Source organism: Pseudomonas petroselini (assembly GCF_045037875.1).
GTDB classification, from domain to species: domain Bacteria; phylum Pseudomonadota; class Gammaproteobacteria; order Pseudomonadales; family Pseudomonadaceae; genus Aquipseudomonas; species Aquipseudomonas petroselini.
The window spans coordinates 5,024,267-5,046,435 of sequence record NZ_CP173614.1; the positions used below are offsets into that span (position 1 = coordinate 5,024,267).

Consider the following 22,169-nt stretch of genomic DNA (forward strand, 5'->3'; position numbering starts at 1 on the left):
CAATTGAGTACCGGGCGGCGCAGAAGTTTTATCGGAAATTTGAAACGGGTTTACATCCTGGCTAGAGATGAAGCATCTCACAGGTATGAGTGTTGCCGCGATTGCGCGCGTAACGTTCATGAACCCTTGCAACTTGATGAAGAGAAGTTGTTAAAACGTTAATGTTGTCTGTTCAGATAATTGCCGTATCAGAACGTCAGGTTATTCCGCGCTCGTGTAACGTAGGGTGAAAAGTGCGCCAGCAAAAGCGCACTTTTTTACAGGATCTAAAGCTTAAATTTAGCTACCAGCTGGTTGAAGGATACTGCTAGCCTCGAGAGTTCGTGGCTTGAGGCATTTGTCTGATGCGCTCCGGTAGCAGTTTGAGCTGACAAGCTTTGAATGTTGACGAGGTTACGATCCACCTCACGAGCAACCTGTGCCTGCTCTTCTGACGCGCTTGCGATCACTAGATTGCGCTCTGTGATTGCAGCTACTCCCTCAGTGATTGACTCCAGAGCAATGCCTGCAGCCTGCGCAAGCTGACGTGTGTTATCTGCCTGGCTCTGACTCTTAGTCATCGTTGCTACTACAGAGGTAGCGCTTGTCTGAGCAGCGTTAATCATCCCCTCGATTTCAATAGTCGATGATTGGGTACGATGAGCTAGAGCCCTTACCTCGTCAGCTACTACTGCAAATCCTCGACCTTGCTCGCCCGCTCGAGCAGCTTCAATGGCCGCATTCAGAGCTAGGAGATTGGTTTGGTCAGCAATCGACCTGATGACTTCAAGCACCTTGCTGATTTCTTTCGTCTGATGAGCAAGCTCTTGAACCTGCGAGCTCGATGAGTTGATTTCCCCAACCATTCCTTCAATCGCTACAACAGCTTCTCCAACCTTACTTTTGCCAGCCATGGCGTTTTGATTGGTTCTTTGCGATATTTCTGCTGTAGAAACGGCATTGCGAGCGACTTCATCGACCGCCGCTGTCATTTCATTCACAGCGGTAGCAGCCTGTTCGATTTCGCTATTCTGCTGAGTAAGACCTCGTGTGCTCTCGTCCGTTACGACGCTCAGCTCTTCTGCTGCCGAGGCTAGCTGATCTGATGCACTGGATATATTTTGAATGGTGCTTCGAAGGCTCGCCTGCATCTCATCAAGGGAGGACAGTAATTTCCCGGTTTCGTCCTGGCTACCTGCGTCAATACGTTGCGTAAGATCTCCACCTGCAATACGCTCTGCAGCAGATACTGCATAGGAGAGTGGCCGGGTAATGAGTCGCGTAATAACAACACCCAGGCCCATTGCCAGGACGAACGCGATTAGCATACCTGCAATCATCGTTAGCTTAGAACTTTGAATAAGAGCATCGCTTTCACTTCGGAGATCGTCCGCTTGATCATTGTTAGATGCAATTATCCCTAGCATCTCTTTCTCAGCGAAACCGTACTTATCGCTGACGTCTCCTATCAGCTGCAATCTCGCCCCTGGCAAATCCCCCGACATCAAAGTATTGGCGAACTTCTCTCCCGCTTTTATATAAGCAGGCCAATCCCGTTCAAAATTATCACCTAAGGCCTTTTCGTCATCGCGCAGCGGGGTGCTACGATAAATAGCGAATGCTTTCTCTACAGCACGCTGGCGGTCAGATAATGATTTTTGAGTGGCTGCGAGTTCCCCCTCAGTTGCATTACCAGCTTTTTGTGCCAGCAACAAGTATAGATCTCTATTGTGATAAATTACTTGCTGCAGAGCTTCATTCACCTTGTTAATTGAAGTTATGTTATTGCTAAATACAGATGAAATCGCATCACCCAACCGTGAGTTGCCGTTCATCCCGACGAGCCCAATCGCGATAGTTATCAATGCGCATATCAAGAATGATATGGACAGTTTTGCCGCAAGGCGTAAATTCAGGAACCAAGTCATAGAGCTTTCTCTTCATAGGGGAGATCTGGTTAACCTTGAGGCACGCCATTGATCAGGAGAGGTATCGGCAAGAAGGGACGATTATTGAGCTTTTTTCTCACGCGCAGCTTAAATATATTTATTATTATGTTTGCCACCCTAACCTCAAATAATATTGATTTTAATAACAATTCGCGCTTCATTTTTAGGCTTGTTGAATATTCACTGAGACCAACTTGGCTGATTTAGCTTCTCGTCCATTGAAGGCCGCCTTTCCCAGTTGGGTGCGAAGCAATCTGAATAGCTGATGCTTCTCTGATCCTTCCACTAGATCGAGTCAGTTGGGAATCTGAGAGCGCCATTCCAGCTTAACCGGAGCAAGCGGAGCGCGCAGGCTGGTACAGCCGAAGGCGTGAAGGATGGATGCCCGTAGGGCCGAGATACTGCGGGACGCGGGAGCTCGGTTCGCCACAGCCTGCCCGCGCACAGCGGCTCGCCAACTGAAGTAAGTCAGTCTGATCTTGCGGCCCGACTCAGTAGCGCTAGAGAAGCCACCAACACCACACCGGTAAACTCCCAAATTTTCCCACCAGGATAAGCAATCAAAATGGGGAGTGTATCGTAATGATAAATTGCGACTGCTGCTTTGCCAGCTCAGCGATACCTCCATTGCAGTGCGCCAGAGTAGTAGAGCACTGATCACAAGGTAGTCAGGCGATTAAGCTGCTCAACCGAAGGAAATCCCAGTGTCCGATAGCGACGTGGATAGCCCGCTTCTGTAGCCAGCAGATCGCCAAGCTCGGATTCAAGTTCACTCCAGGAGACGGTTTTGACTGTCGCTTCCCCACCCTCAACAGGATCAACCAACGCGACGCGATCTGTCTTGGGCAACAGCGTCAGCACACCTTTTGTCCAGGCGCTCATCGATACCGTCTGGTTTGGTTGGTCAGCCATTTGGAAAAGGTTGTAGGAGGCGACGAAGATGTCGATGCCCTTTTCCAGATTGAGCTTGTCGAGCAACTCTTTCTGATTGGCATAATTACTCTGCAGCAGCAAATGCTCCAGTGTAACCAACCGACTGCTGACCCCTTCATCATCACAGTTAAACGGTATGATATCGCGACCTTCGTAGGTGTAAATATCGGTAGAGACAGCACGCCCCCTTTCAAGAGCCTGGAAAGCAAGCTCTACCATCTGACGAATTCCCTGTTCGTCCTTGTCTCCAGTGACCATCAGGACGTCTCGACTGGGCACCATGAACACTGGCCGACCTTTAACTGGCACGCGCTGAAGGACATCTGGCAACAACACCCTGCTGGTGTCGTACCCATCCGCCCACTCCCCAGCGTATAGGCCTGGAATAATCTCCCCGAAGGCTTCGTTTGTCGTATCACGCAGGTTCTCGATGGAGATCTTTACCGCCTCTTCCATCGTCACACCCCAATGTGCTTCGGGGCCATTGGTAAGGGTGGCAGTGGACTCGGGCGAATCGACAGCAAGCAGAATAACGCAGTCTCGGCCCAAAGGCTGTGAAACATAATCGTACTGCTTGTCGCCATTCTTACGGGCGTGTTCCAGTCGAATTTCTTCAAGCATGGCAAGGTTGCGAATCACCGGACGCAGCTGTGCTTTGACATTATCAAACACAGTCTCGGTTTTTCTACCCGCCTCTAACAGCGTCGATACGTATCCGGTCAGAACGGCGGATTTCTGTGCTTTGTCTGCATTTTGATAGTCGCGAAAGGCATTATGGAGATTGAAGTACGATCCATCCCCATGGCGGATGCGGAACTCGTTCTTCTCAAAATTCATATTCTCGCTGAAGCCAGCTTTACGAGTCGAATCCATAAATTTTTTGGCAAATGCTTCATCAGTTAGCGGTCGATTGAAGAATTTGTCGAGCAGGGAAAAAAGCATGTACAGAATCCTTTTTGTCAGCAGGCAATTGTAAACAGCGGGAATTGGGTAGGCTTAAACTTGTTCAGAGCTTGGGACGGCTGCTCTCCATATCGACAGCTATCAGACGAAATTGAGGTTACGTAGCGGAAAACGAGCAGCGCCAATCATGTGCCTGATTGTAGTGGATGTGTGGATACTGCCCTCCTACAAGGCGGCAAAAAGCTCCAGACCTCTCACAAGCTTCGTTAACTATTCAGCCAGACTTTGGAAGCGACGAAGCTCACTCCACGTAACGGAGCCAAAGATGCGTCCGACCGGAGATCGCCTGCGCAACTTTGGAAACACGTCCCTGTAGGTTTTCATCGCTAGTGTTATAGAGCGCACAGAAGTCTTTGGCGACGACGTTAGCAAGTGATGTATCAGGCGGTTCAGCACGAACGAAGCCGATGTAAGAAGCACCTACGCCCATCAACTCATAGCCATGCGCTTCTGAAAAATGACGCGCAACGGCAAAGTTTTTCGCGGGATCCAGATCCGAAGTGAAATAGCCATTCGGAAAAGCCGCGAGTGCCTGGCAGGACTGCTGAACGGGTACCAGGAGCGCTGAAAGAGGCTGCTCTAGAAGAGAGATAGGGTTGTTCTGGTAACCGATCCACTCCTGGAGGGCCTGCTGATCTAGCGTCAAACCATGAGTACAAGCATCCTCGAAAGACGTGGCTGCAACCAGGGTCATGAAATTGCGAAGACAGATTGCGAACTCCTCTTTCGTAGTCGGATAGCCTATGTATTCACCATTCTCAAAGCACTCTGGAGGCAAGCCCGCTATGTCCTGCTCCGATGCATCGTCCATCCCTAAATTATTGCGCGCATGCCCCGAGGTGTAGCGAGCTTGGTGCAGATCATCGAGCGAGATCAGGAGTTTAAAGCCTGGGTGCGCCTCAGCAATCTTACGACAAGCTTCGGTCAAATCGTCAAAGCTGGTAATCCCGCTCACGCCGTACTCATCGCATGTACCTACAGACGGGTTATCACGCATGCCATTACCGCGAAATTCGATATCCATAAACCGTGGCCTGCTCCATGGTGTTACTGAATTGAGTGAGTAATCCTAAGCGCTCCAGGATCATCATCGGAAGATACGCTTCCAAGCGACAACGGGCCTTGGATTGACTCCCCATGAATGCCCGATGCTTTTTTTCTTATTGATGAGTGTCCGCCTCCTCAGCGGGATAAAACTCGCCCTCCTTCCTCATATTTTTCAGCCGTTCGCGCACAATTACCTCAACGCTGGCCACGGCAGCTTGATCATCGGAGTTGACCAACTGCAAGCACAGGCGTCGGATATTCTGATCGTGAGTACCCTCGCTCATCATCTCGTGGGTGAAGACCTGTTCGCCACGCCACAGGCATAGCTGGGTATGCGTCCCGCCGAGCCATATTTCGTTGATTGATCTTAGGTCGGTGGTAGCCAGTTGATCGACGGTGACTGTCTTATCCATTGCGCTGTACCTTACCCATGAGTAGATACAGGTAGACTTACAGGCATAGCGGGTCGTTCCAAGCGTCTGCAGCTCAACCGCGCCAATGGTGGAAAGTACGCCCCGGATCAACGTCGGACAATTGAAGGCGCAAGTACGAATAGACAAGGGGAATTCCATAGCTGCCCCCCTGGTTTTACATGCAGATGGCCGCGCTTGGATAAACCTTAACCCACCCTCTCCTGTCCAATACTGCCAGCTCAATAATCAGCACAGCACGGAAGAAAAGCACTGGCTTCAGACACATTCCGGCACAGTTCACGATGGCGTGCTGCCTATGGAACGACTGACAGCTATTGGCCAATAGCTGACACTCCGTTTGTCTACAAATCCAGGAGCGCTTCACTGCGTAGCCGATGAAACGACTACTTTTTAAAAACTGCTAATCTTTCACTTCCGTTGATTAAAAGATCGCTTAAAACTCTGATTGATTGACATGCTAAATATGGCTCGGTCAACTGTGAAATCTAATGTGTCGGATACGGCGATTAGTGACCTTAATTCTTCAGGGAAGTCTTCGATGCTAGCGCATACCGTTGGAATCAAATATCGAAAGTAGTCTCCAATTTCCGCGTCACCCTCATAACCAATCGGATTGTCTTCGCTGGACACGTAATCTTCTAGCGCGTGATAAACATAGAAGCCTTTTATTGATGGAAGTGAATACTCCGTGAGCTCTTGATAATAGTTCGAACTCTCTAAGACTATGCGTTCCATTTCGTCGCGCGACGAGGGTTTGAGGTGCCTGCGAAACCTATATATATCTAAAAGAGTTTGACCCTCCTTGTTTTTTGGATAACTTTGAAACTCACGCGACTCTTCCCACATAAACTCATTTATACTGTCGAGTTTTTCCTCTAGCTCTGGAATAGCCAACAAGCTCGAAGGGATAGTGCCGAAACAGTTATTCACCATTACAGCTATACGCCCATGTCGATCCATGGGGAACCACGTGAAGATAGTCCCAAAACTTGGCTGCCAATCTTTATCTAACGGCATTACTTCACCTCTGGTAAAACGAGTATATCGCCTGAGATTATTATCGCCAGTGCTGGATTGGCCCTGTTACAGAAACTTTACTGATCCAGGATCCTACCCTGTGAACTATTACCAGCGCTAGATATTTACTGACGGGATGGGGCAGTGGCATAGGCCTCTGGGTCAATTCGACGTCAGTTTCAAAAGGCTCGTGCCTAACGTCCACTTTTTCCTGCTTTTGCACGGTATGATCAACGTCAGCTTGCGGCCAGAAGCGGACGTCTGGGGGGAATCCAAGAAAGTTGCGGCAGATTCCCCCGTTGCCTGGCACCCCTTCCAGTGATTCCGTCACGAAAGTGGTTCCCTTGTCTAGCTCCCTATTTGAAAACCAATATACAATTCTGTTAGAAGCTGACAGCAGTGCTTGTCAGAATGGTAAATAGCTCCAATCTCATGAAAAATAACGCTACCTAGAAAAGTTAGGGCCGAAAATGCGCCCCGCGAGAAAAAAGCATTTGGAATGCACATGAACTATAGCTTCGAAGAATTCAATAAGAAAGCTGAGAAAAACTTCCTGAAAGAATACATAAATATTAAGCATGTCACACTCAATCCAAGTCAAAAAAAACGTTACCTGGGAGGAGTTCTTAATAAGATATGCAGATACTGCAACAAAAATGAAAAGAGTACAACTTTCAAAAAAGTTGCTCATGCGATACCTTTTTTGATAGGTAATAGGACTCTCATTGACAACTTGGAGTGCGACAAATGCAATGAGCACTTTGGAAAAAAAATTGAAGACAGTTTTGCAAATTACTTTCACCCTTATAGACTTATGAATAGCATTAGAGGGCGCAAGCGCTTAAAGTATAATTCCAGTGGCCTGGATATCACGACAGATCAAGATAGGGGGCTCAATGTTTCGGTATCACCGAACGACGAGCAGGAAGAACCTGCATTTGTTCGAGTTAGTGAAGACTTGATAAAGTTTACTTTGGAGAGACCAGCTTACTATCCTGTTGCGATATATAAAACCTTCGTAAAAATCGCCTTGGCGCTGATGCCGGAAAGTGAAAAAGTAAAGACAATTATACTTAATGAGTGGTTATTATCTAATGAGCAGGTACCGCTCATTAAAGAACAGAAAGTCATTCAGTGGAAGGTTCGGGGGCCGTCCGATCCAGACACTATCAGATGTACGCTATATAAGGCGAAGCCGGAATTTGAGGATACGAATATCAGGTATGTTTTAATATTCGCATTTAGTAGCTTCCAATTTCAGGTTCCAATCCCATCGATAAATAACGAAAATCCTAATATAGCCATGCCTTTGGCGCCTTCATTGAGGCCTATTGAAGAATATAAAGAATTCGGCAATCCCTCTATAGATGTTATTGATTTCAGCTCAAATGCGATTGTAAGAAATGAAAAGGTTGAAATTTTTTTCAGAATTGAAGAAAGCCAAATTAAGGATGCGAGTTCCTCTTTATGATAAATACACACAATCTATTCAAGGGCACGCAAGGAGGTGGTTGATGGTAAGTACATTGAAGGGCTGCTTTTAGCCGACTGCTGCCTTTCACGAAGGTCTATAATCGGCCAGTAGCGGACATCCGAGAACTACTGCTTCCGGCCAAAAGCGGTCGATGGATGCCCTGCTAACGAGTTGCCCTGATGGCTCACTTCTATCCCAAAAGAGCTTTATATTTCTCTAAAACTGAACTATATGAAAGAACAGCGTCATCTACGTCATGCAAAATACAAGGCCAAGCTTTGGCAAAGCTCAAAAAAACCTTCAAGTACATTAATTTCGCATGTTCAGTATGATCAAGATCAACCTCAATCATCACTTGCGGCACGGCCCCCAAGACATCCTCCCATTCTTGAAGGTCTTCAGCATCGTAGAACTCGTCAATAACATCCTTCGAATGCAAAGCTAACCAAATATCTGAATCACCCTCACTGATGCTACCCCAAAAAGGCTTGCCGGAACTTACATGCCCACCATCGGCCAATATGACTTCTTTAAAGTCTCCGACGGCCAATTGCTCTGAAGAAAATATTATTGCCGATAAGGACATGATTCCTCTCCCCCCAAAAAAATCGTTCCCACTTTCCCTCCTTCTTGCTAACAATGCCTGATTCATCTCAACCCCTGGCTGGGTTATCCGACTGTCTGCTTATGGCCGATTTTTGCCGTTTGTGACGGGCAGCAATCGGCCAAAACTGGTCGACTAGCTCTGGCTTTTTTGCCGCTTTCAAGCACTGGTGTAAGTCAGATTAGGGTAACTATTGTCCTCAACTTTCACCTATCGAAAGGCAAGAAATCTGGTCATTGCTATCTAAGTAATACATCCCTTCTAGGAAACCAACCATCGGCGTGAGCCCGAGCAACGGTTCAGACTTAAATGTGATGGGGAAAGAAATCCGTTTCGCTTCATCTGAGGATTCATCCCAGGAGGGTTTAACAATTCCTCCCCAGAACGAGACAGCTGTGCCGTCATTGAGGAACAGCGTGGGTTGTCGATGGCCAATATGTTCAACCAGACTCCAGTGCACGTACCCCAGATAGCGAGTGCCATCGGCATCACAAAATTCGGCTCGCACGATCATCGCCAAGCCTACTCCCTCAACACAAGGTCGAACTGTGCATTCATCCTCAACGGATTCGTCCATCGGAAAGCACCATACCCCAACATCGTGCAGATCGCTCGCTGTCAGCTCCCAAATCTGCTTGTCGCGCACCTCACGCCTCCTTGTAGTTTTATTCAGATCCTGCACAGTACAGAGTGCCAGCTTTGTCCTTCAAGGAGCTAAGGAGGTCAGGACTGTTGATCTGGTTTAAGCGTCCGGCTCGAAGCAGGCGCTACGACGATAGGCGTGATACCAATGGAGTATCATCATTTTCTGTGGCACAGCCGCACTGTACTAAAGGACTTCGCCATGCACCAAGTTATCAGCGCCGCTTACTACCGACCTGGATTCGCCAGGAGCGCTTGCGCATGGTTAATGATTGACGGCATTGGAATTGAGCAATGGCTGTCCACTCATCTCGAATGGTCAGACGTCGCAAGCCTTGGTCTTTCTCTGATCTGGCTTATCGACGAAGACGAAGACGCTCTTGCGAACCGTCGCATCATCCCGGCGGAGGATGGAAGCTCCACAATCGTGCCGTTGCTGGTCTGTAGCGATGACATGAATTTCGACTGTATCGTCTTGATCGCTGAGCAGGTAATCGAAGGTGACACCGTACACTGGCGGCGCTTTGGTCGTAGTATTTCGGACAAACTGGAAGTTGGAATCTCGACAAAATGGATTGCGGAGAGCAAGCCGATAAGCTTTGCGTTGGAGGACTTCCAAAACGCATTGGAGCAGTTCACTCAGCTGTCGAAGACGAAGCCAGACAACCATAGCGATGCACCCTTAAGCCCTCAATAGCCTAGCTTACGTTGCATCATTCTTATCGCTATCCGGCCCACTACCACGCTGAAATGTTGCGAGCACGTAGCCCGAATTAACAGTGGTCATACATGCTTCCAGAGGACACGCTGGAGCAGCCATCCTAGTAGAATTCGTCGATCTGATTACCGCCCCCTTTGAGATGTTCTATGAGCTCTGAATTAACTGAAGAAGAAATGCGTCGTGCCCTATTCGGTACGCCTCAGCCCGAAGAGCAGATATCTGCGCCTCAAGTACAGGAGCCGGAGCCAGAAAAGGTACCTACAAAGCCAGCAGAAGCTCCCGAAGTGAAGAAGAAAGTGGCGAAAGCATTTACGCCAAGGCTGCGGGTCACGCTACGGGTTGGAAACGAGTTTGAGGGAAAAATGACCGAGTTGATTCACGAGGCTGATACGTTGAGCTCGTTGCTCGCAGAACAAGATGCTGTGAAGGCTGCCAAGAAAAAATACAAATACGTGGAAGTGCTATCCGTTAAATCGATGTAGAAAATCCAATTGTGCCCATGAGTTGAAAGATCGCGCGTCTAGGACGCTCTCTTATTTTGAACGAGTAAGCCCCTCCCGGCCCTGCTCTCTGCCTGCTCAACTCGGTGGCATTGTCGACGAACAGCCCGTCACTTGTGGGTAAGTCTGGCAAACCAGCATAGTTTTATTTTTGGGCTCAAAGCCGTGATCAATCATGCAACGCTGCACTTCTGCAGTGCGCCCTATGCTAGCGACGTCCAGATTCGACCCAAGTGGATTCGCATAGCCGCACGTATACATGACCGGCAGGGCTTCGCTGTCATTAGCTACCTTGAATTCGAAATGGCGTGATGCTCCCGCTTTACGCCATGAGACCTGCATACGTTCATCCCGACCAGAATTAGGCTTGATTGGGTGAAATGCTTCATCTTCGACAAACGGTAACGATTCGAGCTGTGACAAGCTGAGCGGACGGCCCTGCCTTTCTTCTACGCATGCGGGCATATTCTCCATTATTTCACAGTATTCAAAGCCGTCTTTACGGGTAAAGCCGAGGCGCTGCATACACTGAAAGTGAATTATCTGTTCGTTTATTGGGAAATGGTTTTGTGGCCCTGCCACAGGGTCGCCACATTCTGCCATTGCGGCTCTTACACCATCTACAGAGGTCGAAGTGCGTTCCCATTGGGTGAATTCCGGTGATGGGGGGCAGCCGGTGAGTAAAAGTACCGATGAGATCAGGACTGGGATGGTAATGATCTGAGATTTGCTGAACATATTTTGTCCTTAATTTATGTCAGGCCACCCGAATGGTGTCCAACTCTTCGGGGCGAATAATCCCACCACATGCCCCTACAGTACGAGCCGTTACCTGGACGGTCTCAGGTATGCCGGGTGTCAAAACTGCCGGTTGATTTAAGCGATGTCCGTTCTTGATGACAGCTGACAAAAACTACTCATGGACAGGCAGGACAACGCTCCAGTTGCCGTCCATCAACATCTACAGCCAACGGGATGTACGACTCAGGTTGATCATTCATCGACGTCTGACGCCCCTGAGAGCGGCTTAACCAATTCTGGGCCCTGATTACGAACGCTACCCACAGCCTTGCTCACCTTATACCAATGAAAATCGGTAGCAGGCCGGCAGTGTTCCATCGCGATTTCCCGCGCGCGTTCAGGGGAAGTATCTGAGGCGATCCATTCGCGGGCGTGCTCAGGAGCCAAAACCAGCGGTTTCCGATCATGGATATCTACCATCCCTTGATCGCTGGCGGCGGTGATGATGACGAAGCCGTCGCGAGGGTCTGGCTCCAAGCCCTGGTGAACCTCAGCTAAACCAGCGAAGAACATCGGAGCGTGCTCCCTCAGGGTTATGAAGTAAGGCTGCTTTTTCTTTGGATCAGCCGGATCTTTGACCCACTCAAACCACCCGTTCGCCGGTGCAAGGACGCGACCGTTTGGCCAGAGCTGATTGAAAAACTTCCCTGTCACGAGTGTTTCAACCCTGGCATTTATCGGATCAGGACGCTTTCCTTTCGCCCAAAATGGCGACCATCCCCATTTCACCTTATCAATGCTCAGCTTTTCGTCTTCGGGCCGAATAATTTCCACGCGGGTCGAGGGTGCGACGTTGTATCGCTCCACTGGCCAAAGATCGTAGCCGTTGATCACCAACTGCTCTGGCGCGAGCTCCTTCAGGTAGTGATCCATTGACTCGTAGATCGAGTAGCGTCCGCACATGCTGTCACCCGTCGAATAGTGATGCTTATGAGATTGACCACAAGTGAAGCAAATCGTTAACTGTATATACGTACAGTCTACCAATCTAAGGCTTGCATCATGAGCGTCACCATCCTCGGCCCTCTCGCTACTGGCGGTAAAAAGCTGCCCCTTTATTCGTCCAGGGTACCGGCGGGCTTCCCCTCCCCTGCGGCTGATCACATCGAAAAGCACATTTCCCTCGATGAGCTATTCGATATCCGCGCGCCGCACGTGTACTTGGTGAGGATTGACGGAGATAGCATGCAGGGTGCCGGAATCTATTCAGGGGATCTGGTGGTTGTTGATCGAAGCATCGATGCGGTCAGCGGCGATATAGTCATCGCAGCACTCAACTCCGAGCCCTTCTGCAAGCGTCTGCTTTTGCGCGAGAACGCCGTGATGCTGTTGTCAGAGAATTCAAAGTACCCGGCAAGGCATGTGATGGAGGGCGATGATCTGGTGATCTGGGGTGTAGTGAAATACAGCGTGCGCGATCATGACAACACGTGAGCCCGTCTTTGCCCTGATTGACTGCAACAGCTTCTACGCGAGCTGCGAACGAGTGTTCAGACCCGACCTGGCAAAGACACCTATCGTGGTGTTGTCCAACAACGACGGCTGTGTGATTGCGCGCAGCTACGACGCCAAACCCTTTGTGAAAATGGGCCAGCCGTACTTCCAGATCAAAGACCATCTACGCCGGCATGGAATCGTGGCCTTCAGCAGTAATTACGCTTTATACGGCGACATGAGCGAACGGGTCATGACGATCATCGAATCGATGGTGCCAGCGCTCGAGGTCTACAGCATCGATGAGGCGTTTGCCGATCTCACTGGCCTCCCAGGCGATCTATCTGCCTTTGGGCGGCATATGCGTTCCACTCTTTTCAAGCGCACAGGCATTCCTGTCGGTGTAGGCATCGCACGCACCAAGACACTGGCCAAGCTCGCCAACCATACCGCCAAGCGACTGCTGGACATCACTGGGGGTGTGGTAGATCTGTGCGACCCTTTCAAACGGGACTGGACGCTGCGCAACACCGATGTTGGAGAAGTCTGGGGAGTCGGCAGGCGCATGAAGGCACACCTGGAAACGATGGGCATCAAGACCGCCATGGACTTGGCGAAAGCCGATCCGTGGATGCTTCGCCAGAAATTCAGTGTGGTGATCGAGAAGACTGCTCGCGAGCTTGCCGGCACTTCATGTCTGGAACTGGGTGAAGCAGACCCACCCAAGCAAGAGATTTGCTGTAGCAGGATGTTCGGCACCCGGTTGACGCAGATCGAGCCGATCAAGGAGGCCGTCGCCACCTACACGCAACGCGCGGCGGAAAAGCTCAGAGCGCAAAACTCGCTGTGCAAGAAGATCCGCGTGAGTATTAGGACAGGCATGTTCAATTCCGAAGAAGCGAAGTATGCGAACGGCGCACTGGTCGAACTACCCTACCCGACAAACGATGTTCGACTCATGACCAAGGCTGCAACCGAGGCTGTCAATCGCCTCTTCCGACCAGGCTTCAAGTACAGCAAGGCGGAGGTTCTGCTGATGGATCTACGACAGCCAGGGGAATTCACCGATGATCTGTTCGCGCAATCGCAGCCGGTGATGGCAGACAAGGTCATGAGCGTTCTGGATGAGATCAATGGACGTTGGGGAAAGGGAGTTTTACGAGTTGCGAGTGTTCCGGTGGCGCCAGGTTGGGCGATGCGTCGAGAGTTGATGAGTCAGAGCTACACGACAAAGGTGGATCAGTTGTGGATGGTAAAGGCTAGGTAGCAGACAGGTGCGGTCTGGCTATGCTCGAATGATTCCGGAGGTGCAGTGCTACCTGCAAGATGTAACCAATGAACGTAAAATCAAGACGTTACCTGTCGTTAGATTTCCAGTAGATGAGCCAAAGCTAATTCGATTTTTCACATACCTAAAATCAAGCATCTCTTACCTATTGAAAGTATCCGTCCGTACCAATAGGATGATCCCGCAGCAACTAAAATAAAACCAACATCAAGGAGAGATTTTATGGCGCTTAAACCAGGCCCCAAACCGATTGCCAAATCAACCGGCGAAGTTGATAAGCGTCGTCGTGACAATAAAGACACGCCAAGTAACAATCCTGACTTGACGCCTAGCAAGTCTACAAAAAAATAGCTTGTCGCTGGCAGAAGCTACTTTAATGGTAGCTTTTGTCATTGGAGTTTCCAGGGGGTGGATGCATAGCCTGCAATTTCAATTTATCTAACAATCACTACGTGCTCTACGAGCGCTACAACGATAGATCGAATTTAATCATTGCGGCATTTCCTAAAAACTGAATTACCGTGCGATTTTTAGATGTAATCTAGGCTCGTTGTTCATAATTTATTTCAACTCTACTGGTAACTGAACCGCCCCTGTTTCGCAAACAAACTGAACGATAGCTTTTGGCTGCAAACAGCCTTCGCAGGCTGCTCCAGAAAAACGACCAGTCGGCTGCTAACCGAGAGCATCGCCCCACGCGAAAGCATATTTGCGCCCATGATTTTGAGCTTAAGACACCGGGAATTTTACTCTGGTCACCTTGGGTAAAAGCACGTTTGCTTATGCGTCTAGTGCACCGTAGGCGACCGCCAGCGAAGGTGATCAAGGTGGTGATGGCTTTTAGCCTCAATGCCAGCTAGATTGGGAGCTTTCTAAGATCAAGGATGAATATGAAAAAGCTCATCGCAGTAATGGGGATATGTGTCGCACTTGGCGGTTGCGCTACGTCCCACTACACCGCAGGACGAGACTTTCCGTCGGCCAGTGTAGCGAGCATCACCAAAGGCAAAACGACGACTACTGAGTTGAAGTCCCTGTTTGGTGAGCCCTACGCCAAGAGTGCTGTCAGCGAGACTGGCGAAAAGTGGATCTACACCTACACCAATGGCTCAGCCCATGCCCAAAGCTACGTGGTCACTATGAAGGTGACGACTACTGGCATTCAGAAGACCCTCGACGTCTTGATCCGAAATGACGTGGTCATCAACTACACGTTCAGCGAAGGCCCTACGCCCGGCACAACTACCGCCACGAACTGAATGCAACCTTAGATTGGGCCACTTACCGCTCTCAATCAGTTGTTGATGGGTCATTGCTAAATGCAATGCTCATATCGTACGACGCTATGATCTTGCTCGAGTGTATGCCATGGAAAGCCCTCCCCTCCTCGTATCTGTCGAAACACTTTGTGACTTTATCCAAGCATTGGATAGCGAGCAAAGAACAATCCGAGTAATCAATAGCAACGCTTTGTTGATGCCCGTAGAAGCCGTTTTGCATTTACTTGATACCTCCCTGAAAGAAGTCTTGAGTAATGCCCGCCAGCAAAAACCTTTTGTACCGAGCGACAAGACAATAGCAAAACTCATCAGCGAACCGCACCACCTGCCATCTCGTGGAACTCTACTGCGTCTTTTTAGGGATACACCGCACCAGGAAGTGCTGCAAAACCTTATTGATGAGGGCAGAAAAGACTATAGCTGGCAGCCTGCACATGAGTGGCGCGCATTGCTCACGTCCCGGTTATTTATCAATCAAGTACCATGCGACTTTTGGATCGATATTGTCCGTGACGCTGAATTACTTAACGCGGTGGACATGCATATTGATAGAAGCGTAACGGCACAGTTTCAAGCTTACGCCAAATCCCCCATAGTTGAGCGTGTTGGCTGTCCCACCGTACGAGCATGTCTGCACGCTCGCTTGGATGAACTCAGGGATGAAGAAATAGCCAATGACGAGATAACACAGCACGTGATCATTGCAGATAGGGTCGCGGTTTTGATGCGTATGCTTGCCTGGATGGTGGCGGATACAGTGGTGGATATTTGGGAGATGACGGTTCGAGACGGAATGGAAGAAGTCACGCCATTGAACAGCATACTGCCCGCCATTGAACCCATATCTGGCGAGTGGAACAATTCAACAACCTGCGCACTTGAACACCTAGCGAAACAAGCAGGGTGGGAACAAAAACAGAGGGCGATTACCTTCCTTGGAAATCTTTGGGCTCGGCACAACCATGATCGAAACACAGAGGCAAGCTCCCGGATCAGACTGTTGAGAAACTGGGAGCAACGCAAAAAGGGACGCCCCCAGTTTGGAACCTTGAAAAGCCTTGCTCATGCAGTAACCATTGAAAAAGCTAGGTTGAGCGACGAGCCTTTCGAGGGCAATGAGGGCTACACATGGACTCAGGCAGTGATTCTACGCATTGGCGAAACTCTCTCCCTCATTCGTCAGGGATTGGTGGACGTTGGAATGGATGCTGAGCACATCATTGGAATCATGGATGCCTACAGATGGGAGTATCGCTTCGCCCGCACCGCTCTCGGAAAACCTATGACCTCACCATGAAGTCGAGGCTGCCAAACGGCAGCCTCAAGCACCATAGAGTGCAGACTGTTAAGTCTTACCACTGCGCTGGTTTGGGTTTAACTGCTTGCCTCGATTACCTTGAGCCTTATCCCAAATTGGGTTTGTTCCAGGCGAGCCAGGATTGGAGTTCTTTTGGTCGGATCGTGCGTCCTCTGGAGCTTTACGTCGGCTTGTCATATCAGTTCTCCTCGCCCGAGCGATCTTCCCAATCTTCAGGGCGCTCGTCGTAATCACGAGACTGCCAATACGCGTCATTGTTCTCATTTAATTGATTCGAGCGATTGTCGTTGTCTGATTTACTGCTCATGATCTGTGTCCTCGTTGGTAGATTAGCCCGCAAGCGGCAGCAGTGCGGGTGAGGCCAGTATCAACCCCAGCACCAATCACCAATAGGGAACTGGCGAGGGAATTTGTGTCTCTCAGCGACGCCACCTAACCAGTCCAGACATCCACAAAAATAACGCCCAATTGTCTGTTCCGACCTTGGTTTTAAGTACACCACGGAAGAGTTTTTGCTGAAGAATTTGCGGCAAATTGGAGAATTTTCCGAAGGCGTGCTTTCGCTTTTGAAGACTCTGGTGGCTGACAGGTGATGGGTATTTAGGATGAAGTGTCCGGCGCTGGGGAGAAGTAGCTCTCAGGACAGCCACTGTAACTGCCAGGCAGGCCTGGGCGATGCGCCGGCTGCACGACGAAGGTGGATCAGCGATGAAGATAGTTGGTGGTTCTTGTGCTGCTCCAATCGTGACCACCATGGAGGTGATGACGACAGGAATTGAGATAACGCTCGCCATCCTGATTCACGATGATGTGGTCATCAACTACACGCTCAGCGAAGGCTCTGCTTAGAGTACGACCACTGGAAAAACTTTTGCCGGATCAAAGCGTTGGGGCAACTGGAGTAAGAGCTTGGAAACCGACGGTTACTGACGTGATGAAACAAAAAAATGACGTCATATAATCGTCATTTTCGAATGCTGATCGCCGCACTTTTAAAGGTAAATCGACGGTAAGGACGGAGAGTATTACAAGTTGTTTCGGCTGTTATGGCTCTTAGCCCCCGATTTAGAAGGCCTGGGCATCCATACAGCATCAAAATGGATCCAAATTGCAATTTACATACACGTTATCCACAGCCTTGTGATCTTGCAAAGTAAAATCGACCACACTATCTTGTAGCTACACCAGAGAGGCACATCTATATGTAGTGTTTTTCGAGTGAGCTGAGGATTCAGTAAAGACAGCAGGTATGTGTGCGAAGTTTGGTCGCCGAGCACACATACCTGCCTACCCTGAACCAATGCGAACATCGGTGGGATGCGCATTAGAGAAAAATCCGACTTTGGATGTCAACTATCCGGCTCGGTTTTCCGCTCAAGGGTTGCTCCTGCTTATGCAAATTTTTTATGCAAATACAGGAGCACCTAACCGTGCCTAAAAATACCAAACAAACCTCGACTCCCGTGGCCAGCCTGGCCTCCAAAATCCTGCGTAGCGACAGCTCCTCCGCGATTCAGAAAGAATTAGCGGGGTCGGCAATGGCCCAAGCCTCCAGCGGTAAACAAACTGGTGCTGACATGGAGACCAAAGCAAGCCACGTCCTCGACAGCAATAAATACAACGCCACCACCAAGACCCTCGCGGCCTCGGTACTTGCCCAATCGAATAAACAGCGGGGTGAGTGAGATGGCTCAGTATTACGTTAACCGCAATGCCCAAAACAATGGCGATCATGAAGTGCATACCAGTTCATGCATTTTCTTGCCGGCATTGCAGAACCGCCTCGATTTGGGCCAACACAGCAGCTGTGTGACTGCCGTGCGTCAGGCTCGCAACACATACCCGCAGTCGAACGGCTGCCGGACGTGCTCCTCGGTGTGCCACACCCAGTAGGAAGAGGCTATAGGTTAGGTTTCTCGCTCTTGGGTAAGCCGGCTGCTGGATGGGCTGGCCCCCAATCTCATTGAGCGTGAGTTATCCAGGAGTTTGTACTATGAGCTATTTGGTCTATTGCACGTTTGATTTGAAGAACGCCTCTTCGAAGGACTACGAAAGCGCCTATGCAGATCTTCAGCGGATCGGCCTAGCAAAGGTGGTTAAGGCGGACGAGGGGCAGCATGTAGTCATTCCCACCACCTCTACGATGGGTTTCTTTAACGGCACCAGCGCAGTTGCTGTACGAAACGATGTCCGTAATTCGGTACAAGCTGCCTTCCGAGCGCGACTTTTGAAGTCTGAGATCTTCATTGTGGTAGGTGGTGACTGGGCGTGGGGCGCAGGTACGACCTAAAGGCTTACTGTTTTCGACGACGGTTCTCTCAGAGGGTCTTTGGCGGGTTTTCTAGCCGAAGTGTTCCCTTCCGAGCTATTCATAAATCATAAGTTCTGAGGGTATCAGCCATGCATCCCATGCACCGAAGCGAAGCTGACGTCATTGATGATTTAGCAGCTCTGGCGGCCAAGCCAGGGTACGCTCATGCCATGGCTGGCATCTGTTATCGCGACAACTTAGTGTCTTTTCAAGGTGAGCATAAGTCTTCTGATATTGAGCATCTCTTCGACCGCAAAAGGCTCAATCGGAATGAAATAACTACGATCTTGGGGTTGATGTCGCGTCAACCTCTAGATCTAACTGAAGTTGATGAAGCCACGCTGAGAAGCTACGCCTCGCGTACTGATGAGTTGATGAGTGAGCTTCACGACGCAATGACCGGCCTTATGATCGGCGAGCTTATGCCTCAAGCTCAGCAAGGCATCGCCATGAGTGACATTTGGAAAGGCGCCATGATGAAGGAGCCGATTTTCTATGGCACCGAGTCAGCTTACAGCTTCCAGTATCGAGATTTTTTTGCTGAGAAACATGCACAGGATGATGACTGGTTGGTTCGGGCCATGGCGTTTAGCAGTGCACAGGCATTGCAAGTGGCGAGTGCAATGTGTTCATTGATGGACGTCAGAGCGACCAAAGGAGCGCAAGTAGGTGGCGGAGCCAAGATAGGGGAGCTACCTGCAGCATCGGTGCTGGCACTCTTCGAGTTCACCGCACAAGAGATCGCTGCGCGTTCTGGTCAAGAGCTCGCTGTTGTTGAAGCCGTTTTCAAAGCTCTAACCTTCAGTGGCGATAATGGCCAATTTAATGAAGTGGGAGACTTTAATCAGGTAGCTGCAACCCCACTGCTGCCGACAGGGCGGGATTCGGTCTTACTGTTCTCTCATTACGCGATCTATGAAGCGCTGTACGAGTCACCTTTCTTCTGGATGCACCAGGATAAAGCTTACAGGCAACAAGCGTCCGACAATCGAGGCGCATTCACTGAACAATTCTCTCAATGTCGCCTGGCAGCGGTTTTCGGAAAAGCGAATGTTCACACAAACGTCAATATCTACGAGGGCAAACGGATTGTCGCCGAGGCGGACGTTCTGGTCATCTTTGGTGACCGAGTCATCATCGTTCAGGCAAAAGCCAAAAAGTTAACTCTTGCTGCCCGCAAAGGTAGCGACGGACAGATCAAGGCTGATTTTGCCGCAGCGATTCAAAAGGCCTACGACCAAGGGGCTGAGTGTGCGGCGGCCATCCTCTCAGGCAAATGTCGCTTAGAAAATGATAGTGGCCAAGCTGTCGTGCTCCCAGAGACGATCAAGGAGATCTATCCATTCTGCGTGGTATCCGACCACTACCCCGCATTGGCGTTTCAAGTCAGCCAGTACCTCAAATATTCTGCCGATGAGATCATCCGTCCCCCTTTCGTGATGGACGTTTTCCTGCTGGATGTCCTAGCAGAAATGCTGGATACGCCATTGCGCTTCATTAGCTACGTCCGTATGCGGCTAGAGTCGGCACAAAAATTGATGATGGGGCATGAGCTCACTGCTCTTGCGTACCACCTTCGATGCAACCTCTTTCTCGACGAGCAATACAATATAGTGATGCTGGAAGACTCAATCGCAGCCGACCTAGATACGGCCATGACTGTTCGGCGTGAAGGCCTTCCTGGCCAGCGTGTGCCGCCAGGAATTTTGACCAAGATGAAGGGCACATACTACGAGCGATTGATTGAGCAGATAGAGCGCCGCCCCCATCCAGCGGTACTAGAATTGGGCTTCACGCTTCTTTCCATGGACGGAGACTCATGTATTACGGTTCATCGGGCTATTGATGGGCTGACCAAGATGGGAAAGATGGATGGTCAGCGACATGACTTCGTACTTGGGATGACTGAACCAGGTACTGGCATCTGTTTCCATTGCAACCCGACGCCTAGTGAAGCAGCCGTCAGAACCTTGGAACTCCATTGTGCGAAACGCAAATACGCTCAGCGAACCGCGAACTGGTTTGGAGTTTCAGTGGGGCTTCAAGGGGAGATTCAATTCGGTATCACGCTCGATTTTCCGTGGGAGCAATCGTCAGAAATGGATGAGTTGACGAAGGCAATGAAGCCTTCTTCATCGCTGGGTTCGGCAATGAAAATGGTCGAGAGAGCATTGGTTCCAAAGAGACATGGGCGCAACGACCAATGTCCTTGTGGAAGCGGCTCAAAATACAAGAGGTGCTGCCTGTAAAAGCGCTCATTGGCTGCCTAAAGCACGCGGAGCGCGCCGGCCCTCTGGTGCCAAAGGCCTGAGGATGAAAGCCCATAGGGCCAAAACCTGGTGCAGTCAGGGATTGGTCACGCCAGTCAGCCCCCAAAGGGGGCAACCCCAAAACGGTAGGGATGTGAATAGCCATCGACTACGAAACAGGGCGGTCATCAACACCTGATGCAATAAAGATCGTTTCGCCCGCTCTCATCAACATGCTCGACATACAATCTCCGGATCCTTTAGTCATAGGCCGATCATAGGATGCACGCCTTTATTGCAGCAGGTTCGGGGATAGATGATGCTGAGCACTAGAAAGTCGAAGGTATTGGCGGAGGCTTGCACGTCCATTATCCCGCTGGAAAGTTGCTAGTACATAACGCGAATTCACGGTTGTCATCACCCAAAATCGCCCTTCACGTTCGACCTTCAGCACGTCAGAAGTCCTGATCAGGTGACCATCGCCAAACCGACCGTACTGGTCTTTGCGCTTGTGGCCAAAAACAACACCGATACCTGCGCGCGACCTAATCGAAACACCGCAGAGATAAGCGGTAACCGGCACATCAAAGCCTTGCTCCTGGGCTTTAATGATTCGTTTGAGATCGAAATCTGTATGGCGCTTTCCGTGGAAATTTACATCTATCGTGTCGAGCATCACTGCCCTCCGGCTGCGTTCTGTATGGAGATATCAGGAATTGCACACGCAACCAGGCGCGTTGGTATCGTGCAAGATTGTTGGTAATTTTCAGACTGATCGAATCATGGTTTCGAGAAAAATTGGCCGGCAGTTCTGAAGTGACTGAATTTGAAAACCTGGTCGGTGTGAGTTGTGGTAAACAGCCCCACTGTCCACCTCGATCAGGCTGACCTCAAAGTCGCAATTATCATCACCAACAGTCACCTTAACGACGCGTTCCATACCCCAGCCATCGCAGTTATTCATCCAAGGGGGGGTGACCACTTGCACGTCGACTATCACTTCCCCTGCATTTTGCTGCACAAGCATTTGCTGCAGTCTGCGCTCACCTTCGATCATTCGCGTGAACTCAGTGCTTCGACCCTGCTCGCTGATTCGAACGGTCAGGTGATACCAGTGCGATCTGAGCACCCGTGACACGCCCTGCCAGTGCATCAAGCCTTCGCCAAACAATCCCGGAACGCCAATAGCGTCTGAGTCTTCGGTTCTGAACATCAGGTGCCTCAG

24 protein-coding genes are annotated in these 22,169 nt (G+C 50.0%); 12 read left to right on the top strand and 12 right to left on the bottom strand.

Annotation, left to right across the window (positions count from 1 at the left end; genetic code table 11):
- Nucleotides 1–266 precede the first annotated feature (266 nt).
- From ACI512_RS23015 to ACI512_RS23035, 5 genes are all read right to left on the bottom strand, one after another.
- Nucleotides 267–1,907 carry a methyl-accepting chemotaxis protein gene (locus tag ACI512_RS23015; protein ID WP_236382696.1) on the bottom strand — a complete coding sequence of 547 codons (1,641 nt, stop codon included), beginning with the start codon at nucleotides 1,905–1,907 and terminating at the stop codon, nucleotides 267–269.
- 678 nt (nucleotides 1,908–2,585) lie between these two features.
- A complete protein-coding gene (locus ACI512_RS23020; RefSeq protein WP_405121368.1) occupies nucleotides 2,586–3,803 on the bottom strand; it encodes a DUF1444 family protein in 1,218 nt (405 codons plus the stop codon).
- A 262-nt stretch (nucleotides 3,804–4,065) separates the two neighbouring features.
- On the bottom strand, nucleotides 4,066–4,848 hold the full coding sequence (locus tag ACI512_RS23025) for a DUF4253 domain-containing protein (protein WP_231809797.1): 783 nt from the start codon (nucleotides 4,846–4,848) through the stop codon (nucleotides 4,066–4,068).
- A gap of 136 nt (nucleotides 4,849–4,984) precedes the next feature.
- Complete coding sequence (locus ACI512_RS23030) at nucleotides 4,985–5,284, bottom strand: hypothetical protein (RefSeq protein ID WP_231809798.1); 300 nt, start codon at nucleotides 5,282–5,284, stop codon at nucleotides 4,985–4,987.
- Between the two features lie 429 nt (nucleotides 5,285–5,713).
- On the bottom strand, nucleotides 5,714–6,322 hold the full coding sequence (locus tag ACI512_RS23035) for a hypothetical protein (RefSeq protein WP_405121369.1): 609 nt from the start codon (nucleotides 6,320–6,322) through the stop codon (nucleotides 5,714–5,716).
- Between the two features lie 505 nt (nucleotides 6,323–6,827).
- Between ACI512_RS23035 and ACI512_RS23040 the strand changes: the two genes are divergently transcribed.
- The gene (locus ACI512_RS23040) at nucleotides 6,828–7,793 is read left to right on the top strand and encodes an HNH endonuclease (RefSeq protein WP_405121370.1); all 966 of its coding nucleotides are present in this window, start codon (nucleotides 6,828–6,830) and stop codon (nucleotides 7,791–7,793) included.
- Between the two features lie 193 nt (nucleotides 7,794–7,986).
- Here the strand turns inward: ACI512_RS23040 and ACI512_RS23045 are convergent, their stop codons facing one another.
- Together ACI512_RS23045 and ACI512_RS23050 are read right to left on the bottom strand one after the other, a co-directional pair.
- Nucleotides 7,987–8,448 (bottom strand): hypothetical protein, encoded by a 462-nt coding sequence (locus ACI512_RS23045; RefSeq protein WP_236383809.1) that lies wholly within the window; start codon nucleotides 8,446–8,448, stop codon nucleotides 7,987–7,989.
- Between the two features lie 151 nt (nucleotides 8,449–8,599).
- The gene (locus tag ACI512_RS23050) at nucleotides 8,600–9,046 is read right to left on the bottom strand and encodes a hypothetical protein (protein ID WP_236383810.1); all 447 of its coding nucleotides are present in this window, start codon (nucleotides 9,044–9,046) and stop codon (nucleotides 8,600–8,602) included.
- 198 nt (nucleotides 9,047–9,244) lie between these two features.
- On the opposite strand from ACI512_RS23050, the gene ACI512_RS23055 reads away from it, so the two are divergent.
- Entirely contained in the window at nucleotides 9,245–9,739 is a 495-nt protein-coding gene (locus ACI512_RS23055; RefSeq protein ID WP_236383811.1) for a hypothetical protein, read from the top strand.
- A gap of 170 nt (nucleotides 9,740–9,909) precedes the next feature.
- Entirely contained in the window at nucleotides 9,910–10,245 is a 336-nt protein-coding gene (locus tag ACI512_RS23060) for a hypothetical protein (protein ID WP_236383812.1), read from the top strand.
- Nucleotides 10,246–10,341: 96 nt separating this feature from the next.
- Here ACI512_RS23060 and ACI512_RS23065 read toward each other — a convergent pair whose 3' ends face one another.
- Complete coding sequence (locus ACI512_RS23065) at nucleotides 10,342–11,001, bottom strand: hypothetical protein (protein ID WP_236383813.1); 660 nt, start codon at nucleotides 10,999–11,001, stop codon at nucleotides 10,342–10,344.
- Nucleotides 11,002–11,256: 255 nt separating this feature from the next.
- Nucleotides 11,257–11,967, bottom strand: coding sequence for an SOS response-associated peptidase family protein (locus ACI512_RS23070; RefSeq protein WP_405121371.1), 711 nt, complete (start codon nucleotides 11,965–11,967; stop codon nucleotides 11,257–11,259).
- 99 nt (nucleotides 11,968–12,066) lie between these two features.
- Here ACI512_RS23070 and ACI512_RS23075 point away from each other — a divergent pair, with 99 nt between their 5' ends.
- The 5 genes from ACI512_RS23075 (at nucleotide 12,067) to ACI512_RS23095 (ending at nucleotide 16,363) form a co-directional block, all read left to right on the top strand.
- Nucleotides 12,067–12,498 (top strand): LexA family transcriptional regulator, encoded by a 432-nt coding sequence (locus tag ACI512_RS23075; RefSeq protein ID WP_065930968.1) that lies wholly within the window; start codon nucleotides 12,067–12,069, stop codon nucleotides 12,496–12,498.
- Nucleotides 12,485–13,765 carry a translesion error-prone DNA polymerase V subunit UmuC gene (gene umuC / locus ACI512_RS23080; protein ID WP_236383613.1) on the top strand — a complete coding sequence of 427 codons (1,281 nt, stop codon included), beginning with the start codon at nucleotides 12,485–12,487 and terminating at the stop codon, nucleotides 13,763–13,765. Before ACI512_RS23075 ends, umuC begins: the two co-directional genes overlap by 14 nt.
- Before the next feature lie 243 nt (nucleotides 13,766–14,008).
- Nucleotides 14,009–14,137 carry a hypothetical protein gene (locus ACI512_RS23085; protein ID WP_268947466.1) on the top strand — a complete coding sequence of 43 codons (129 nt, stop codon included), beginning with the start codon at nucleotides 14,009–14,011 and terminating at the stop codon, nucleotides 14,135–14,137.
- Between the two features lie 539 nt (nucleotides 14,138–14,676).
- Complete coding sequence (locus ACI512_RS23090) at nucleotides 14,677–15,045, top strand: hypothetical protein (protein ID WP_122256283.1); 369 nt, start codon at nucleotides 14,677–14,679, stop codon at nucleotides 15,043–15,045.
- A gap of 109 nt (nucleotides 15,046–15,154) precedes the next feature.
- The gene (locus ACI512_RS23095) at nucleotides 15,155–16,363 is read left to right on the top strand and encodes a hypothetical protein (RefSeq protein ID WP_236383610.1); all 1,209 of its coding nucleotides are present in this window, start codon (nucleotides 15,155–15,157) and stop codon (nucleotides 16,361–16,363) included.
- A 199-nt stretch (nucleotides 16,364–16,562) separates the two neighbouring features.
- Here the strand turns inward: ACI512_RS23095 and ACI512_RS23100 are convergent, their stop codons facing one another.
- Entirely contained in the window at nucleotides 16,563–16,691 is a 129-nt protein-coding gene (locus ACI512_RS23100) for a hypothetical protein (protein WP_256324232.1), read from the bottom strand.
- 368 nt (nucleotides 16,692–17,059) lie between these two features.
- On the opposite strand from ACI512_RS23100, the gene ACI512_RS23105 reads away from it, so the two are divergent.
- The 4 genes from ACI512_RS23105 to ACI512_RS23120 all read left to right on the top strand — a co-directional run bounded on the left by ACI512_RS23105 (nucleotide 17,060) and on the right by ACI512_RS23120 (nucleotide 20,944).
- Nucleotides 17,060–17,233, top strand: a complete 174-nt coding sequence (locus ACI512_RS23105; protein ID WP_231809301.1) for a hypothetical protein — start codon at nucleotides 17,060–17,062, stop codon at nucleotides 17,231–17,233.
- A 581-nt stretch (nucleotides 17,234–17,814) separates the two neighbouring features.
- On the top strand, nucleotides 17,815–18,069 hold the full coding sequence (locus ACI512_RS23110; protein WP_003191479.1) for a hypothetical protein: 255 nt from the start codon (nucleotides 17,815–17,817) through the stop codon (nucleotides 18,067–18,069).
- A gap of 308 nt (nucleotides 18,070–18,377) precedes the next feature.
- On the top strand, nucleotides 18,378–18,674 hold the full coding sequence (locus ACI512_RS23115; RefSeq protein ID WP_032900667.1) for a hypothetical protein: 297 nt from the start codon (nucleotides 18,378–18,380) through the stop codon (nucleotides 18,672–18,674).
- Between the two features lie 110 nt (nucleotides 18,675–18,784).
- On the top strand, nucleotides 18,785–20,944 hold the full coding sequence (locus ACI512_RS23120; RefSeq protein ID WP_064052017.1) for a YecA family protein: 2,160 nt from the start codon (nucleotides 18,785–18,787) through the stop codon (nucleotides 20,942–20,944).
- 292 nt (nucleotides 20,945–21,236) lie between these two features.
- On the opposite strand, the gene ACI512_RS23125 is transcribed toward ACI512_RS23120, so the two are convergent.
- Together ACI512_RS23125 and ACI512_RS23130 are read right to left on the bottom strand one after the other, a co-directional pair.
- Nucleotides 21,237–21,620: a hypothetical protein gene (locus tag ACI512_RS23125; RefSeq protein WP_064052241.1), complete on the bottom strand. Its 384-nt coding sequence runs from the start codon at nucleotides 21,618–21,620 to the stop codon at nucleotides 21,237–21,239.
- Nucleotides 21,621–21,710: 90 nt separating this feature from the next.
- Nucleotides 21,711–22,157: a hypothetical protein gene (locus ACI512_RS23130; RefSeq protein WP_191946494.1), complete on the bottom strand. Its 447-nt coding sequence runs from the start codon at nucleotides 22,155–22,157 to the stop codon at nucleotides 21,711–21,713.
- Nucleotides 22,158–22,169: the final 12 nt, after the last annotated feature.

Bases quoted from the DNA above. Each gene is read 5' to 3' on its own strand.
- ACI512_RS23070 (WP_405121371.1), bottom strand. From the start codon at position 11,967: ATGTGCGGACGCTACTCGATCTACGAGTCAATGGATCACTACCTGAAG.
- ACI512_RS23040 (WP_405121370.1), top strand. From the start codon at position 6,828: ATGAACTATAGCTTCGAAGAATTCAATAAGAAAGCTGAGAAAAACTTC.
- ACI512_RS23020 (WP_405121368.1), bottom strand. From the start codon at position 3,803: ATGCTTTTTTCCCTGCTCGACAAATTCTTCAATCGACCGCTAACTGAT.
- ACI512_RS23100 (WP_256324232.1), bottom strand. From the start codon at position 16,691: ATGAGCAGTAAATCAGACAACGACAATCGCTCGAATCAATTAAATGAG.
- ACI512_RS23085 (WP_268947466.1), top strand. From the start codon at position 14,009: ATGGCGCTTAAACCAGGCCCCAAACCGATTGCCAAATCAACCGGCGAA.
- ACI512_RS23090 (WP_122256283.1), top strand. From the start codon at position 14,677: ATGAAAAAGCTCATCGCAGTAATGGGGATATGTGTCGCACTTGGCGGT.
- ACI512_RS23115 (WP_032900667.1), top strand. From the start codon at position 18,378: ATGAGCTATTTGGTCTATTGCACGTTTGATTTGAAGAACGCCTCTTCG.
- ACI512_RS23130 (WP_191946494.1), bottom strand. From the start codon at position 22,157: ATGTTCAGAACCGAAGACTCAGACGCTATTGGCGTTCCGGGATTGTTT.
- ACI512_RS23105 (WP_231809301.1), top strand. From the start codon at position 17,060: ATGCGCCGGCTGCACGACGAAGGTGGATCAGCGATGAAGATAGTTGGT.
- ACI512_RS23015 (WP_236382696.1), bottom strand. From the start codon at position 1,907: ATGACTTGGTTCCTGAATTTACGCCTTGCGGCAAAACTGTCCATATCA.
- ACI512_RS23065 (WP_236383813.1), bottom strand. From the start codon at position 11,001: ATGTTCAGCAAATCTCAGATCATTACCATCCCAGTCCTGATCTCATCG.
- ACI512_RS23025 (WP_231809797.1), bottom strand. From the start codon at position 4,848: ATGGATATCGAATTTCGCGGTAATGGCATGCGTGATAACCCGTCTGTA.
- ACI512_RS23120 (WP_064052017.1), top strand. From the start codon at position 18,785: ATGCATCCCATGCACCGAAGCGAAGCTGACGTCATTGATGATTTAGCA.
- umuC (WP_236383613.1), top strand. From the start codon at position 12,485: ATGACAACACGTGAGCCCGTCTTTGCCCTGATTGACTGCAACAGCTTC.
- ACI512_RS23075 (WP_065930968.1), top strand. From the start codon at position 12,067: ATGAGCGTCACCATCCTCGGCCCTCTCGCTACTGGCGGTAAAAAGCTG.
- ACI512_RS23060 (WP_236383812.1), top strand. From the start codon at position 9,910: ATGAGCTCTGAATTAACTGAAGAAGAAATGCGTCGTGCCCTATTCGGT.
- ACI512_RS23030 (WP_231809798.1), bottom strand. From the start codon at position 5,284: ATGGATAAGACAGTCACCGTCGATCAACTGGCTACCACCGACCTAAGA.
- ACI512_RS23055 (WP_236383811.1), top strand. From the start codon at position 9,245: ATGCACCAAGTTATCAGCGCCGCTTACTACCGACCTGGATTCGCCAGG.
- ACI512_RS23035 (WP_405121369.1), bottom strand. From the start codon at position 6,322: ATGCCGTTAGATAAAGATTGGCAGCCAAGTTTTGGGACTATCTTCACG.
- ACI512_RS23095 (WP_236383610.1), top strand. From the start codon at position 15,155: ATGGAAAGCCCTCCCCTCCTCGTATCTGTCGAAACACTTTGTGACTTT.
- ACI512_RS23045 (WP_236383809.1), bottom strand. From the start codon at position 8,448: ATGAATCAGGCATTGTTAGCAAGAAGGAGGGAAAGTGGGAACGATTTT.
- ACI512_RS23125 (WP_064052241.1), bottom strand. From the start codon at position 21,620: ATGCTCGACACGATAGATGTAAATTTCCACGGAAAGCGCCATACAGAT.